Annotated in this window: 9 protein-coding genes and 1 pseudogene; 8 read left to right on the top strand and 2 right to left on the bottom strand. The window is 56.2% G+C overall.

Features of this window, described 5'->3' with window-relative positions:
- Window positions 1-48 precede the first annotated feature (48 nt).
- The 7 genes and pseudogenes from QKB66_RS07730 to QKB66_RS07700 all read left to right on the top strand — a co-directional run bounded on the left by QKB66_RS07730 (window position 49) and on the right by QKB66_RS07700 (window position 10,368).
- The gene (locus tag QKB66_RS07730) at window positions 49-4,230 is read left to right on the top strand and encodes a SpaA isopeptide-forming pilin-related protein (RefSeq protein WP_414253040.1); all 4,182 of its coding nucleotides are present in this window, start codon (window positions 49-51) and stop codon (window positions 4,228-4,230) included.
- 102 nt (window positions 4,231-4,332) lie between these two features.
- Entirely contained in the window at window positions 4,333-5,997 is a 1,665-nt protein-coding gene (locus QKB66_RS07725; RefSeq protein ID WP_414253039.1) for a SpaH/EbpB family LPXTG-anchored major pilin, read from the top strand.
- A 189-nt stretch (window positions 5,998-6,186) separates the two neighbouring features.
- The gene (gene srtD, locus QKB66_RS07720; protein WP_414253038.1) at window positions 6,187-7,143 is read left to right on the top strand and encodes a SpaH fimbrial biogenesis class C sortase SrtD; all 957 of its coding nucleotides are present in this window, start codon (window positions 6,187-6,189) and stop codon (window positions 7,141-7,143) included.
- Entirely contained in the window at window positions 7,127-8,173 is a 1,047-nt protein-coding gene (srtE, locus tag QKB66_RS07715; RefSeq protein ID WP_414253037.1) for a SpaH fimbrial biogenesis class C sortase SrtE, read from the top strand. The genes srtD and srtE overlap by 17 nt, the downstream gene beginning before the upstream one ends.
- Before the next feature lie 73 nt (window positions 8,174-8,246).
- A complete protein-coding gene (locus tag QKB66_RS07710) occupies window positions 8,247-9,116 on the top strand; it encodes a pilin N-terminal domain-containing protein (RefSeq protein WP_248093872.1) in 870 nt (289 codons plus the stop codon).
- Window positions 9,117-9,755: 639 nt separating this feature from the next.
- Window positions 9,756-9,965: pseudogene (locus tag QKB66_RS07705) on the top strand (hypothetical protein).
- A 259-nt stretch (window positions 9,966-10,224) separates the two neighbouring features.
- Window positions 10,225-10,368, top strand: a complete 144-nt coding sequence (locus QKB66_RS07700) for a DUF2853 family protein (RefSeq protein ID WP_311518063.1) — start codon at window positions 10,225-10,227, stop codon at window positions 10,366-10,368.
- Window positions 10,369-10,429: 61 nt separating this feature from the next.
- Here QKB66_RS07700 and QKB66_RS07695 read toward each other — a convergent pair whose 3' ends face one another.
- Complete coding sequence (locus QKB66_RS07695) at window positions 10,430-12,112, bottom strand: VanW family protein (protein WP_414253036.1); 1,683 nt, start codon at window positions 12,110-12,112, stop codon at window positions 10,430-10,432.
- 58 nt (window positions 12,113-12,170) lie between these two features.
- Complete coding sequence (locus tag QKB66_RS07690; protein ID WP_414253035.1) at window positions 12,171-13,340, bottom strand: glycoside hydrolase family 3 N-terminal domain-containing protein; 1,170 nt, start codon at window positions 13,338-13,340, stop codon at window positions 12,171-12,173.
- A gap of 59 nt (window positions 13,341-13,399) precedes the next feature.
- On the opposite strand from QKB66_RS07690, the gene QKB66_RS07685 reads away from it, so the two are divergent.
- Window positions 13,400-13,897, top strand: coding sequence for a universal stress protein (locus QKB66_RS07685; RefSeq protein ID WP_070588570.1), 498 nt, complete (start codon window positions 13,400-13,402; stop codon window positions 13,895-13,897).
- The last annotated feature ends 10 nt before the right edge of the window (window positions 13,898-13,907 follow it).

Below are 13,907 nucleotides of genomic sequence, written 5' to 3'. Positions count from 1 at the left end.
TTAATCCATGGCTTTGCTCTAGTCTCTCCCCTAGAAGGTGTTTTCACCATGACTGCATGGAACTTAAAGAGGCGGCATGGCTTCTTGCAACGTCTTGCCGCCCTAGCCGCCGTGCCCATCGTGGCCGGATCTTTGATGGCAGGCAGCGTTAGTGCTGCGGCCCAAGATGAAGTCGCACTTGATGCAACGCTTGCTAACTCGGATTCTGCGGAAGATGCGGAAACCGCGGAAGTTGTTGAAGAAGTTGAATCGAATGACAGCGACCAGCCTATTGCTGAGGATTCTGCACCACAGGACTTAGAGTCTGTGGAGGGGGAAGAGGAGGCGCCCGAGCCGGAGGAGCTGGAATCTACTGCTGGTACCTTTGCCACTGCCGCTGCGACGGGCACAACCACGGGATCGGGCAACCTGAGATGCGATGCAGGTTACTATTACTCCATCCATAAGTGGGGCGAGGTACTGCAATTGCAGGAGCAGAACGGCGCATGGGGGAGCAACCCAATTAACCGGCAGTCGTACAGCTTCCGTGGTTCTTCAAAAGTCGAGGATTGGAACGGTCTTGGTGTCTCTGAGGATGGCTCGACCGTATATGCATATAACCGCTATAGTTATGAGAACTCCTCGACGTACGGCAATGTCGTAACTCAAGTTCAGATTGGGCGCATTGTTAATGGGCAGCGAAGCGTATCGAGTGTTTATAAATTGGGAACTCCGTCTAATCTTGTTGCTGGTGCCGTAGCGCCGGATGGCACATATTATTTCGGTGGCTACCGCTTTTCTGGGGATGTGAAACCCTCCCAAAAAGCTGTTTATACGAACAATCCTCCAGTGACGAACTGGACCTATTCTTTCGACGATAGTCGCGGTTATTACTACTATAACGGCACCGACGGACGCCGCTATTATTACAGTGAATCTGGATTTTGGAGCAATTCAGGCCAATTTCTGGGCTACTATTGGAGCCCCGCTGTGGCTGAAAAGTCGCGAGAGTTTGTGCTCTATAAATTTTCCGGTGGACAGGTAACTACCGTCGGTATTGTTCCAATCTCGACTCCCAGCCAGAGTTCCACTTCCGGAGTCAATGGTGACATTGCCTTTGACCCATCTGGAAATATGTACTTGCTGGTCCACGAAGGTGGCACAACCAACGTACAGCTCATTCCAGTGCTGGCTGAACAACTTAAGGGAACGGGTAACACGCGGCAGATCACTCCGCAGCCGACGACAACCATTCAGGTGCAGCCCAATAGTCTTGATTCCGCCCGATTTAACGGTGTGTCGTTTACTGCGGATGGCTACCTCATGATCGAAGACGGAACCGTAAATGCTACCAAGAGTACAGCGTATTTCTACAAGGTCGATCCGAGCACGGGTGAGGTGGTCGCCCGAGCAACCTTTGACGATGACGGCTCCAATAACGTCTATATGGATAAAGACAGAAGAAATTCGCCTTGGTCATACGGCGGCCAAGCTGACCTTGCATCCTGTGCAACTTTCTCAACGCTGGAGCTCAAGAAGACGTTCCCAACCGGCCGTGCTGCCAAGGCTGACCAGGTGGAGCTGCAGATTGTGCCCGACTCAGGCACCAACAAGAACAAAAAACTGGCGTGGATTTCTACTTCGGGCGAAGTGATTGGCGAACAGCCAGTGGTGGCCGGCCCTGTAATCGCTAGCCCGGGCGAGGTCTTCCGTCTCCGCGAGGTCCCCAGCGTCTCAGAAGGGACCGACGAGACTCGACTCAGCTACTACAACTCCAACTTGACCTGTAAAGACACACTCACGGGGGCATCCCTACCATCGACGTATATTAAGTCGGTGGACAATACGTCCTCCACGAAGCGTGAATGGGATGTCACGATCCCGTCAGGTTCTGCATGGCAGCTCCAATGCATGTACGAAAACACCCCGTCTAAGGGTGATTTGGCGTGGACCAAGGTTGGTAAGGAGTCCCCAGAGGACACCTCCGTCATCGAGCTTGGTGGTTCCGTATGGTCTCTGCTTGACAGCAACAAACAGGTGATCACCAGTCCGATCAGCTACGACAAGATTAAAGACTGCGACGCCACGACCGATGCTGGCTGCCTGAATGTTGATAAGAACAAATCTTCTGCAAAGTTCCTGGTTACTGACTTGCCATATGGCACCTACTATCTGCGGGAGGATCAAGCTCCCGATGGATATAAGACGCTGTCGGCTCCGATTAAGTTCTCCTTCGACGTCGAGGGCATGAAGATCCTGGAAAGCCCTGCCGAGCTGGACCAACGGTGGAAGGACTTGGCCAAGAAGAACACCGACACGAATGTCGTTGACCTTGGACAGATCCTCAACCTCAAGCCCCAGGGAACAGTGACCTGGAAGAAGACAGACGCGGCGACCAGTGCGATTCTGCCTGACTCGACGTGGAAACTGACGCGTTTGACGGATGCCTCCGGACAGTCAATTGCTCCCGCGGCATTGGTGGCCGGCCGTGATCAGTTTGAGATCAAGGACAAGACTCCGACGACCACAGATGCGACTCGCGATACGAATGCGACTACCGGTGAATTTAAGGTAGACGACCTTCCCTATGGAAAGTGGCGTCTGGAAGAGGTGAAGGCCCCTAACGGATACCGCATTGTGGGCGCGAACAAATATGAGTTTACGGTTGCTAAAGACAAGAAGGACGTTGAAGCAGTTCCTGGCGGAGCTATCAAGAACTACAAGGCTCGTATTGAATGGTCCAAGGTCGATGCTGCAGATAAGAAGACCGCCCTTGCAGGATCGGAATGGCAGCTCGCTGGACCAGACGGCAAGGTCCTTACTGTAAAGGATTGTGTTGCATCCGTATGTGCGCCAGAAGTGAATGACATTGACGCTGGCAAAGGTAAATTTAGCGTTGCGGAGCTCGGCAACGGCACGTACACCCTCAAGGAGACGAAGGCCCCGCAGGGGTACCTCGTAACGGAAAAGACGTACACGATCAAGATCGCCGATACCGGCTACTCCATCGATGGAGGCACTGAGAAGAAATTCCCGGTTCCTTCTTCCGGCACCAACTACATCCCGTTGAGCATCGGCGAAATCACCAACGACAAGGACGCCGCTAAGGTCCACTGGTCGAAGGTCGACGCGGCCGCGACCTCGACGTTGCTTGGTGGCTCGGAGTGGTCCATCGTCCCTAAAACGTCCACTGGTGCTCTTGATGAAGTAAACGCAATCAAGGTTACTGACCTGGTTGCTGGTGCGACGGCCGAGAAGGATACGAATACTGCGGCGGGCGAGTTCACCGTGGAGCTGCCACTCGGCACCTATGTTCTGAAGGAGACGAAAGCACCTGCCGGATACCTCATTAGTGATGAGGCTAAGAAAGGCAAGGAGTTCACTTTGACTCGCGACAACCTCACTAAGGTCTTGGAGTTTGGTTCTGTAACCAACAAGAAGATCGAAGCGGGGGTCACCTGGAAGAAGGTTGATGCAACCGACGCTACGAAACTCCTAGGCGGATCCGAGTGGACCATCACACCTTATAAGGCAGACGGCACCCTAGATACCGCCAACGCCAAGAAGGTGGTCGATAAGACTCCGAACGCCGCTGGTGTCCTCGATGAGGATCCTGTGGCTGGTCAGTTCAAGATCAATGCTCTGCCGGCGGGCAAGTACCGCTTGGAGGAGACCAAGGCACCCGAGGGCTACGTGCTTGCCGATGCCGCCGGCGTGGACTTTACCGTCGACGCTTCCAAGGCGGGCGCCGTTGTTGAGTTGGACGACATCAAGAACGAGCGCATGGATGGCGTCGTGACGTGGACCAAGGTGGACCAGTCTGGCAAGGCTTTGCACGGCTCCGAATGGACGATCGTCAAGGTTACGGCCGACCACAAGCCCATCGACGGCGCTGTGTCCATCCAGGTGACTGACTGCCAAGCAGACGCGACATCGGGATGCTCTGGGCCTGACAAAGACCCGGCAGGTGGTGCGTTCAAGGTCGACGGCTTGGAGTTTGGCGAGTACAAGCTCGTCGAGTCCAAGGCACCTGCAGGCTTCATCGTCGATGCCGCAGAACACTATTTCACAATTTCTAAGAACGGTGAGGAGGTCGTGGCCGGAGCGTTTAAGAACGAACTTGGTAAAGGCGTAAAGCTGCCACTGACCGGCGGCCTGGGAGCATTTAAGTTCCTGATCGCCGGTGGTCTTCTCGGAGTTCTATCGGCTGCGATGGGAGGCGCGCATGTAATGCGACGTCGCAACAGCTAACCGCACATATTCACAAGCCTCCCATGGCTTATCAAACCCCTTACTGATACTCTCTCCTCGCTCTCTTGACTAGGGGCGAGACTCCTGAAAGGAAAACACATTATGAGTGTTAAGCGCACCACCATTGGTCGCCGCCTAGCCTGCGCCGTTGGCGCTTCCGCCCTGATTCTGTCCGGCGCCGGCTTTGCCGCCCCGGCAATGGCTCAAACCGAGCCGACCACTGCTGTGGCGGCTGCCGATTACGGCAATATCGACTTCACCAAGCAGGGCCATATCACCATCAACAAGCACCTGCACCAGAACGGCTCTTCCGCCGTGGGCGATCCGGCTACCGGCGAGTACGAGGGCACCCCGGCCGACGGCCTGGACGGAGTGACGTTCAAGATCTACAAGATCAAGAACATCAACCTGTCGACGCAGGCTGGCTGGGAGGCAGTCAATACCTACAAGATCCCGGCTGACCCTACCACCGACACGAACCTTGAGCTCGTCGACACCGTCACTACCGCTAATGGCGGCAAGGCCACCACGAAGGACCTGCCGGTCGCAGCCTACGTCGTCGTTGAGACCGACGCCCCGGCCGACGTCATCGACCGCTCCGCGCCGTTCGTTGTGACCCTTCCGTACCCGGACACCACCGCCAACGACAGTCGTCTCGGTGAACGCACCAACACCTGGCTGTACGACGTCAACGTCTTCCCGAAGAACGGTAAAACTAAGCTCAACAAGACTGTCGAGATGCAGAACACGTATGGTCTTAACGTCGGGTCTGAGGTGCGCTTCCCGGTAACCGCCGTGATTCCGCAGGTGGCTGGCGACAACGTGTTCAAGTACTTCCAGATCATCGACCCGATGGATTCCCGCTTTGACCAGGCATCCTTGGGCGTTGAATCTGTAACCTTGGGTGGTAATCCTCTCGACTCCGGTGACTACACGGTCGCAATCGACGGCTCGCGCGTCATCGTTTCGCTGACGTCGCAGGGATTGGGCAAGCTGAAGAATGCTGCTGGCCAAGAGCTCAAGGTGGTATTCAAAGGTAAGCTGAAGTCTCTCGATAACGGAACGAAGGAAGACTACGGTCGAATCCTCAACCAGGCATACGTTTACTCGGATACCGAATCTAACCCGGGCCAGTCGACTCCGCCGAACACCCCTCCGACTCAGCCTGTTACCACTCCGCCGGACACCCCGCCTGTGTCCACGACCCCTCCGGGCGGCACCCCGCTGGTCAAGCAATTCTGGGGCGATCTGAGGATCCTCAAGGTTGACAAGGGCGACGGAAAGACGGGTCTGGAGGGCGCGAAGTTCAAGATTTACCCGGCAACGAACCCGTACCCGGAAAACGGAACTTGTGGTCCGGAGTATGACAAGAACGCTCCGGTTCAGGTAAACGGCACCGGTACCGGTAAAGATCTCGTGGTCACCTCTGACAAAAACGGCAACGTCCACTTCGAGGGCCTGTTCGTCTCCGACGACCAGAATGATCCGAAGTCTGCTGAGCAGCGCTGCTACGTCCTCGTCGAGACCGAGGCCCCGACGGGCTTCGTTACCCCGAAGGATGGGGCTGAGGTCTTCCCGGTTGCTGTAAAGATTGGACAGACTGCTACCGACACCTACGACGCAAAGGTCGAAAACGTCAAGCGCGATACCCCTGAACTGCCGCTGACCGGTGGCAAGGGTGTGCTGTTCCTGATGATTGCCGGTGGTCTGTTGCTGCTGGTTGCTGTTGGTGCTGGTTTCGTCTTTGTACGCCGTATCAACGAGTAATTGATTCGTCGCGCGGTTAAGTAATCGCGTTGCGTCGCCCACTGCAGGGCATCAAATGCCCCGCCGGCGGGCATAAACGCCGGCATGGTGCGGTGGCTTTCCACCGCACCCCCACATTCTCTGTCAGAGATTTGCTGTTTAGCCTGTGCTACCTGGCATCCCCCTATATGAGGAACGGACGTACCTGTCATGGTCACCACCGCGTCACCGCGCTCTACCGGACCGGATACCCCAGACGCGCAACCAAAGCGACGTTGGGTGTTTTCCGGACTCGCATTGTTTGCGTGTATAACGGCGCTAGCCGGCCTCATGTTGGGGTTATATCCATCTACTGCCGCGTGGTTTAGCGCCCGCGAACAGGCCAAGCTGGTAGATCTCTATGATTCCAAAATTGAAAATGCAACCCCTCTTAGCGCGGAACAATTACTTGAACTCGCGCACCGTTATAACGATCGCCTAACCGTGGGCGCTGCTCTCGATCCCTGGGCTAACGTTCCCCGCGGAGCGGGCAAAGAAGACGGCGATGGTATGGCCTATAAAGACCAGTTGCGTGTTGACGGTACGGATGTCATGGCTCGTATACGTATCCCCTCTATCAAGGTGGATCTACCGATCTATCACGGCACGAGCGATGACACTTTAAAGAAGGGCGCTGGCCACTTGGAAGGTACCTCGTTACCGGTGGGAGGACCACGCACCCATTCCGTTATTACTGCACACCGTGGCTTAGCTGAGGCCACCATGTTCACCAACCTCAACAAGGTTGGGGTGGGGGATAGATTCACCATTGAGGTGATGGGCGAAGTCCTTACGTATGAAGTGCGTGAAACTCGCGTGGTCAGCCCAGAGGACACCAGGTTCCTTCAAACTCAAGATGATCGTGACCTTGTCACACTCGTTACTTGTACTCCGTTGGGCATCAATACACATCGCATTCTGGTGACAGCTGAGCGCATTACTCCCACCCCGCAATCCGATATCGATGCAGCACGTCAAGCTTCCCAAATCGGCTTCCCTTGGTGGGCGGTCATTTTCGCAGTGGGATTTAGCTTTGTCGCCTTGTTCTTCTGGCGTTCGGGTTACATGATTCCTCCAAAGAAGAAGGAAGAAGACATCGAAGGCGAAGCTGATGGCGATGAACTCTGAAACGGCGGGGAAGGAACCCAACGTGGTCAGTAGCGACTCTAAACACTCCACCGGTACCAGTTCCAATGCGGGTATCGGTGAGAGCTCAGCGAAAAAGAAAGCACAGACGGCAATTGCTGCGATAATCATGCTTTTGTGCGGACTATTAGGGCTGGTGATTTTGTTCTATCCAGTCGTGTCCACTCAACTTAACAATTATGAACAGTCTAAACTCGCCCGACAGTTTGGTGCAGATGCAGCCCAAGCTGACCCTGCCGTAGTTGCTGCTGCTCTTGATGCTGCCCATGCCTACAACGATTCGCTAGGAAATGGACCCCTGCAGGATCCGTGGACCGGTGGAGATAGCACTAAGGATCCTGCCTATCAGGCATACGAGAAACTCTTAGGGGAATACCCGGCGATGGCTCAGATCTCTATCCCAGCTATTTCCGTGAACCTTCCCATCTACCACGGGACAAACGACGCCACACTCCTCAAAGGTGTTGGGCACCTTTACGGTACTGCGCTACCCGTTGGTGGACTGGGGACGCGTTCGGTTCTAACAGCGCATTCAGGTATCCAAAAATCGACCTTCTTTGACAATTTGGAAAAGGTCAAAAAGGGTGACGCCATTTATGTACGCAATATTGGTGAGACCCTGAAATACCAAATACACGACATTGAAATCATCCGTCCAGCGGAGATTGACCGTATCCAGACAATCCCCGACCGAGACTTAATTACCCTCGTGACCTGTACACCCTATGGCATCAATACCCATAGGCTTTTGGTTACTGCCGAACGTGTCCCTATGGAACCCGGTGAGGCGGACCGTGCATTTGCCGGTGACGGAATTGTCTGGCAATGGTGGATGAAGCTAGCTATCGGTGTGTTGGTGGTCATCCTTCTACTAATCGGGTGGCTCATTATCCGTATTTTGCGAGCTAAGAAACTCGCGAAGAAAGCAGCTGGAGCAGACGCTGCTAAATCTGCTGAACCTAGTGATACTGAGGCGTCGCTAAGCGCTTCAGCGGCCGAGGAGTCCCAGTAATATGCAGAAACCAATTTTCCCCAACACATGCAAACGCCCAAGCAGTCGCCTATTTCTGAAAGGACGCCCTACTATGAAGAAGAGTCACCTATTCCGTATTCCAGCGGTTACGACAGCGGCCGTTGCTTTGTTGCTGGCGTCCGGGTCCATTGCCAGTGCAGATAGCCGCACAATCACCGGCGCTACGGACGGGCTCAACATTTCCGATATTCGTTGTGATACCGGTTCCCTAATGCTAATTAAACGTCCTCCCGCAGCGTTTGAGGGCGTCGATAAGGCAGACTTGCCCGCGGGAACTATCGACGGAGCAACTTTTACCCTTCGACGGATAGAAGACATCGATCTCACGAAGCAAGCTGGATGGGATGCGGCCAAAGCGCTTACGATCCAAGAAGCGCGAAGCAGGCTCAGCGACGAAGTTTGGAAGGCCGTGTCGGGGCGTGATGGTCGCGCGGTCGTAACTGGTCTCCCCATGGGCGTCTACCTTGTTTCTGAGACTCCGCCAGCGAACCGACCTGCAGAATATCGGAGGACCCTGGACTTCCTAATCACGGTGCCTGCTGGAATGCGAACAGCGGATGGAAACGTTGCATCGTGGTCTTGCGACGTGCAGGTGTTTACCAAAGACACTGACGATGTTCCCCCAACTGAGCCCTCGAATCCACCGGTGACTACGCCGATTACCACACCACCGGAGCCTTCAACCACCGTTCCAACCGTGCCAGTCTTCCCACCGGTAGAGTCTACAGTCACGCTAACGCCGAGTTCACCTGTTCCAGGTACCCCTGACAAACCTGACCTACCAGGAAAGTTCCGTAAGGAAGTTACCGATCGATTGGGAAACACGGGTGCCAACGTACTGGGCATCGCAGCACTAGGAATTGCACTCGCAATTGCCGGATTCCTTGTTCAAAGACGCAAGAAGAATGAGGAGAACGGGTAGTCAACGTTGGCAATTGTGGGCCAAAAATGAGAAGGAATAGGGAGGGGAAGGACTTTGAAAGATGCCGTGAGAAATAATCACGGCATCCTGGCAAAGAAGGCAATATTACTACCTGATGGCTTAAGACCTCTGCCAAGAAGCTTCTTCCATTGCGTTAATAGCTGGTGCTGCGCGAACTGTGCCATGTAAGGTCTAATTTGTTTCTGGGATTTTCAGATGATTCCCGTATGTTTCGTTCAGTGCGTTCCCCCCTACCGCGATCGAAGAGCGAGGCCTTAGTCGATAGCTTTTATTGGGCATACGAGCGAGCCTTATAAGTGAAGGTAAATCGCTGCACTTAGCCCGAGAAAAGAATGTCAAGGCCAAATTGGCTGCCGCCATAATGGTGATTGCGGTGGTATTTGGGGCTTCAACGGACTTCTAGGCTCGCGCTGCTGGTGTGCCCGTAATTTCTGTTACCGGGCAGCAAACTCGAGTACACAGTGTCAATCAACTGTTCGTAGGTCGGCGGTTGCGCAGGTACTCGTCGCTACTTGCCACGCCCGACCTCGTCGGACGGACACAAGTTGTACGACCGCCTAGTGACCTCGCTCAAGAGCTGCATACCGGCGGGGGTTGACGTTTCACCTCGTGGGTGAAGTGCCCCAGGTTTTGTTCCGTTTGAGTAGATGGGCAAACCTTCGAACATGCCGAAGTAGTTTAATCAGGAGGCGAAGGACCGAGTCGTTCACTTGGTAGAAGATCGCATTTTGGCGGAGAATCTTTCGACGCAGGAAGCATGCAAGATGGTGGCACCCAAAGCTGGGCGTTTCGTGGCACACAGCGAGGCAATGGACGCAGGCCGCTTGACGTGAGGGACGCGTTACTGAACGGTTGCCAGAGGACTTGGAAGCCGAAAACGCCCAGCTTCGCCGTGAGAATCAAGAGTTGCGCGACACCAACGAGTTGTTGAAGGCCGCTTCGGCTTTTTCGCATCCGAACTCGACTGAGCCTGGGCTACCGCACCCCGGCTGAAGTCGAAGCCGAATTTTGGGAACACCACCCCAGTCAAGAAATAATGGAAATCAAGGCAAATACCTAGGAACAAAACCCAGGGCACTTCAAAAGCATGCTTAGGACCTACCGCTTGGCACTTTCACAGGCAGATGCGGCTTACGTATCTTTCAGCGACCAGGAAGGGCTCAAGACGGTGCGTAAGCATTTCCTCAAGAAAAAACTAAACTCCCCACGGAATCCCTTCTGCAATGTTTGAGAAGGGCCCTGGGGGAGGTTGGCGTTTTATGTAAAAGCACAGAGCTCAAGGCCTGGTCTGGCTAGCAAGACACGATCGGCTGCGGGTCGTATACCGTGGTGGTGGTTTCGCGCGAAACCTCGCGGCCGGAGAGATCCTTGATGATGCGGGTATCAGAGGTGGTAAATCCTGGCGCGCCAGACGACGGCGAGCAATCCTCACCCACCGACATACGGGTTGGCTGGGTGGTGGCCCAACGGCCGTTGTTGACGGACTCGACGTCGTAAGTCTTCGTGCCCTTGAAACGGACCGCAATCTTGCCGCCGCCAAAGTCGGTCTCGATGCGGACCGGGGTGTTCGTGGTGTTCTTAAACTGCAGGTCGATAGCACCCTCGTACACGGTAGCCTCACGGCCCGCCGGGTAGCGTGAGATGTAGTATGAGTGCGGCGTGTGCGCCACATCTTCCATGCCAGCGAAGTAGGCAGCGTTGTACAACGTGGTGGCGAACTGCGAGATGCCGCCGCCCACTGCAGTACCGGAGTGGCCATCAATAATGATGCCGGATTCCACATAACCCTGCGCAGTACCGCGCGGGCCGGTGTAGCCGTTAAGGGAGAAAGTCTCGCCCGGGCTGACAACAGCGCCGTTTACTTCCTCCGCCACGCGGCGGATGTTCTCACCCGAAGCGCCCGAAAAGCCACCGGTAGAAAACTCAGAAACAGTGTCGTTGAAGGTTGCCTTCTTCGCCATTTCCGTGGTGTACTCCGCCGGATCCGGCTTGTAGTCCGCATCCCACTCACGCTCGTCGCCCTTAACGCGCTTGTCGAAGTCCTTCATGGTCTTCTCCCAGTCGATAATCGAGCCATCGACCGAAGGAGTCACGTTCATCTTGCTGCCGCTGAAGGAAATCTTGGCATTCTGGCCTGGCACCTGCGAGCCATCCATGTGCTCTTCAAACAACTGCTGCGCCTTCGGGGTATCCACCTTCAGTTCCAGCTTGCCGTCTTTTGCCTCGATGGAAACAAACTGCGCGATCTCATCCTTGCGCAGCGTGCCGGAGACATTGTTCTCACCGTTCAAGGTCAGCGGGTTATCCAAAGCCTTCGCGACGTCACCGGTGCGCATTGCTTCAATCGCGTCGTCGTTAATCGCCGGCTCCACAACAACAGGAGCCACCTCAACGCCGGCTGGGTCCAACCAGTTCTCCTTCACCGACTTCTGCAGATCCGCATCATCCACGGTCTGGCCAAGGACCGGCTTGGTTACCTTCAGACCGCCGTTGTTTAGCTCCAGCATGCCGTCTTTCGGCTCGAAGGAAAGTTCCTTCTTTACCCGCTCCAAATTGCTGTCCAAAGCCGCGGCATCAACGTCCACGGCCACCGGGATTTCCTTGGTGGATTTCACGAAGCTATACAGGCGGCTAAACGGATTGTAGGAAGCATCAGGGATACCGTCCACGGCCTTTTGATAGTTCAAAATTAAGCCGGATTCATTCGGCACCAGCTGGGATGACTTTTCTCCAGAGGTGACCGAGACAGGCTTGGTCTCGACGTCGCCAAGCTCCCGCTCCAGCTTTTCCACCGCTGCGGTGCGCTCCATTCCGGAAATGTCGACGCCGCCAACCGACGTCGCGCGCGGGACCTTGCCCTGATTCGCAATTACATCCCACCCGTAGGCGATGCCTGCGATGAGGAGAAGGCCGACAATCACACCAAGTGTGATGCGCCAGCCTTTGCCAGTTTGCTTTCCTACTGCCTTTTTCACGCCTTAAAGACTATCGTTCAAGCTGAAACTTTCCTAGTAAGGTACTGATCAGCTCTTACTATTCGGGCAATTTTCCACCCGTAAGCCGCTGGGCGGAGGCTTGCAGCTGCGCATCGGTGAGCGTGCCGTCATCGAGTGCTGCTACCACCGCATCGACGGCCGCGGGGAATTCAGCATCCGTGGACCACAGTGGCATATCTGCGCCGCTAGCCAGCGCAGCCACCACCGCCTGCGGGACGTTCATGGTGTCTGCGATAGAGGCCATTCCGCCGATGTCATCGGTGTAGATGGGCCCGCCATAGTGTAGCTGCTCGCGCGCAAGCTGGTATGCCGCGGGATTGATGGAGGCGGGGGTTTGCCCGTCGCCCAACCCCGGCACAACGAGGTGCCCCATCATGAGTCCCGCCGCAGGAGCCGCCGGGATCGCCTCTTGGAAAGGCACAAACTCGTGACCGTAAAGCTCCTCCAGCGGCGGAGTCACGGCCTCGCCGAGATGGGTGTCACCGGAAGCGCGGCCGTGACCTGGGAAGTGCTTGAATACAGCCTTTACTCCCGCCGATTCCAGGCCGCGGGCAAAAGCCGCGCCGTACTCACCGGCCAGCTTGGGGTCGGTGGAAAAGGAACGGTCGCCTACTACTTCGAGTTCGCCACCATCGACGTCGAGAACCGGCGCGAAGTCCACGTTGATGCCATGTTCTTTCAGTACGCGCCCGATCTCGGCACCCATCTGCTCGACTTCTTCTGGGCTATGCTCGGCGGCCATCTGCGCAGGTGCGGGATGCTCGCCGAGGATTTCAGAAAAGCGCTGTACACGCCCGCCTTCGAAATCAATAGAGACTTGGAAATCGCGGCCCACTGCCGCACGCAGGGCGTTAATGTCGCGTTCTGGCTCGCTGAGCAGCGCCGGGTCTGCCCAGCTGGGGATGAAGATTCCGCCGGCGCCGGCCTGCAGTTTGGCCAGCGCGTCGTCGTAGTTCACCGCGGGCGGCATGAGCACCGATGCGGCCAGCTGGCGGCGGTCCACGGGCACAGGCGCTTCCTCGCTGGGGGTTGTACTCGGCGCCGCGCTTGCCGACGCCGCACCAGGCGCCGAGCTCGACGCCGCGGGGTCCTGCGTGCTTTCCTGCTGCTCGCTATCGCAGGAAGCCAGGCCAAAACCAAGCCCAAGCGTAAGGACAGCGGCAGCCGCAGTGCGGGCCGAGAACATCGGGGAGAGGCAAAGTTCCATGCCTTCCAGTGTGCACGATTTCCAGCGATATGCCCGCGTAGGGGGTTAGTATGGCATCCATGAGTAACGGTGAGACGATGTTGATTGCTTACGACGGCTCCACTCGAGCAGCCCGCGCGATGGAGCACGCAGCCCGCCTGCTGCGCCCGCGCCACGTCGAGATTTTGACGGCGTGGGAGCCGACGGCCCGTCAGGCAGCGCGTGCAGTCAGCCGTACTGGCATGCACCAGTCCACGGTGGCGCCGGAAGCGGTGGAAGATGATCCGGCCTATGAGGAAGCGCTGCGGATTTGTAGGCAAGGAGTCGAGGTTGCAGAAAACCTGGGCCTTTCCGGCCGCGCCCACTTGGTGGAGTCGGTGACCACGATTGCCTCCGCTATTGTCGACGCCGCGCAAGAACTCGACGTCGATATCATCGTCACCGGCACCCGCGCGCTCAGCGGCTTCCGCGGCTGGTGGACCAACTCCACGGCCGAGCACATCGTGCGTAACGCTGGCCTTCCGGTCTTTATTGTTCCGCCCGAGCTGGACGACGACGCGGAGGAAGAAGATAGCTAAATTTCTAGCA

The organism is Corynebacterium sp. c25Ua_89 (genome assembly GCF_047459735.1).
In the GTDB taxonomy this organism is placed as follows: Bacteria; Actinomycetota; Actinomycetes; order Mycobacteriales; family Mycobacteriaceae; genus Corynebacterium; species Corynebacterium simulans.
Note: the sequence above shows the minus strand (reverse complement) of the source record. Positions and strands in the feature narration are given on the sequence as shown.

Excerpts from the sequence above, each read along its gene's own strand:
- QKB66_RS07730 (WP_414253040.1), top strand. The coding sequence starts at position 49 with ATGACTGCATGGAACTTAAAGAGGCGGCATGGCTTCTTGCAACGTCTT.
- QKB66_RS07710 (WP_248093872.1), top strand. The coding sequence starts at position 8,247 with ATGAAGAAGAGTCACCTATTCCGTATTCCAGCGGTTACGACAGCGGCC.
- QKB66_RS07725 (WP_414253039.1), top strand. The coding sequence starts at position 4,333 with ATGAGTGTTAAGCGCACCACCATTGGTCGCCGCCTAGCCTGCGCCGTT.
- srtD (WP_414253038.1), top strand. The coding sequence starts at position 6,187 with ATGGTCACCACCGCGTCACCGCGCTCTACCGGACCGGATACCCCAGAC.
- QKB66_RS07700 (WP_311518063.1), top strand. The coding sequence starts at position 10,225 with ATGCTTAGGACCTACCGCTTGGCACTTTCACAGGCAGATGCGGCTTAC.
- QKB66_RS07690 (WP_414253035.1), bottom strand. The coding sequence starts at position 13,340 with ATGGAACTTTGCCTCTCCCCGATGTTCTCGGCCCGCACTGCGGCTGCC.
- srtE (WP_414253037.1), top strand. The coding sequence starts at position 7,127 with ATGGCGATGAACTCTGAAACGGCGGGGAAGGAACCCAACGTGGTCAGT.
- QKB66_RS07685 (WP_070588570.1), top strand. The coding sequence starts at position 13,400 with ATGAGTAACGGTGAGACGATGTTGATTGCTTACGACGGCTCCACTCGA.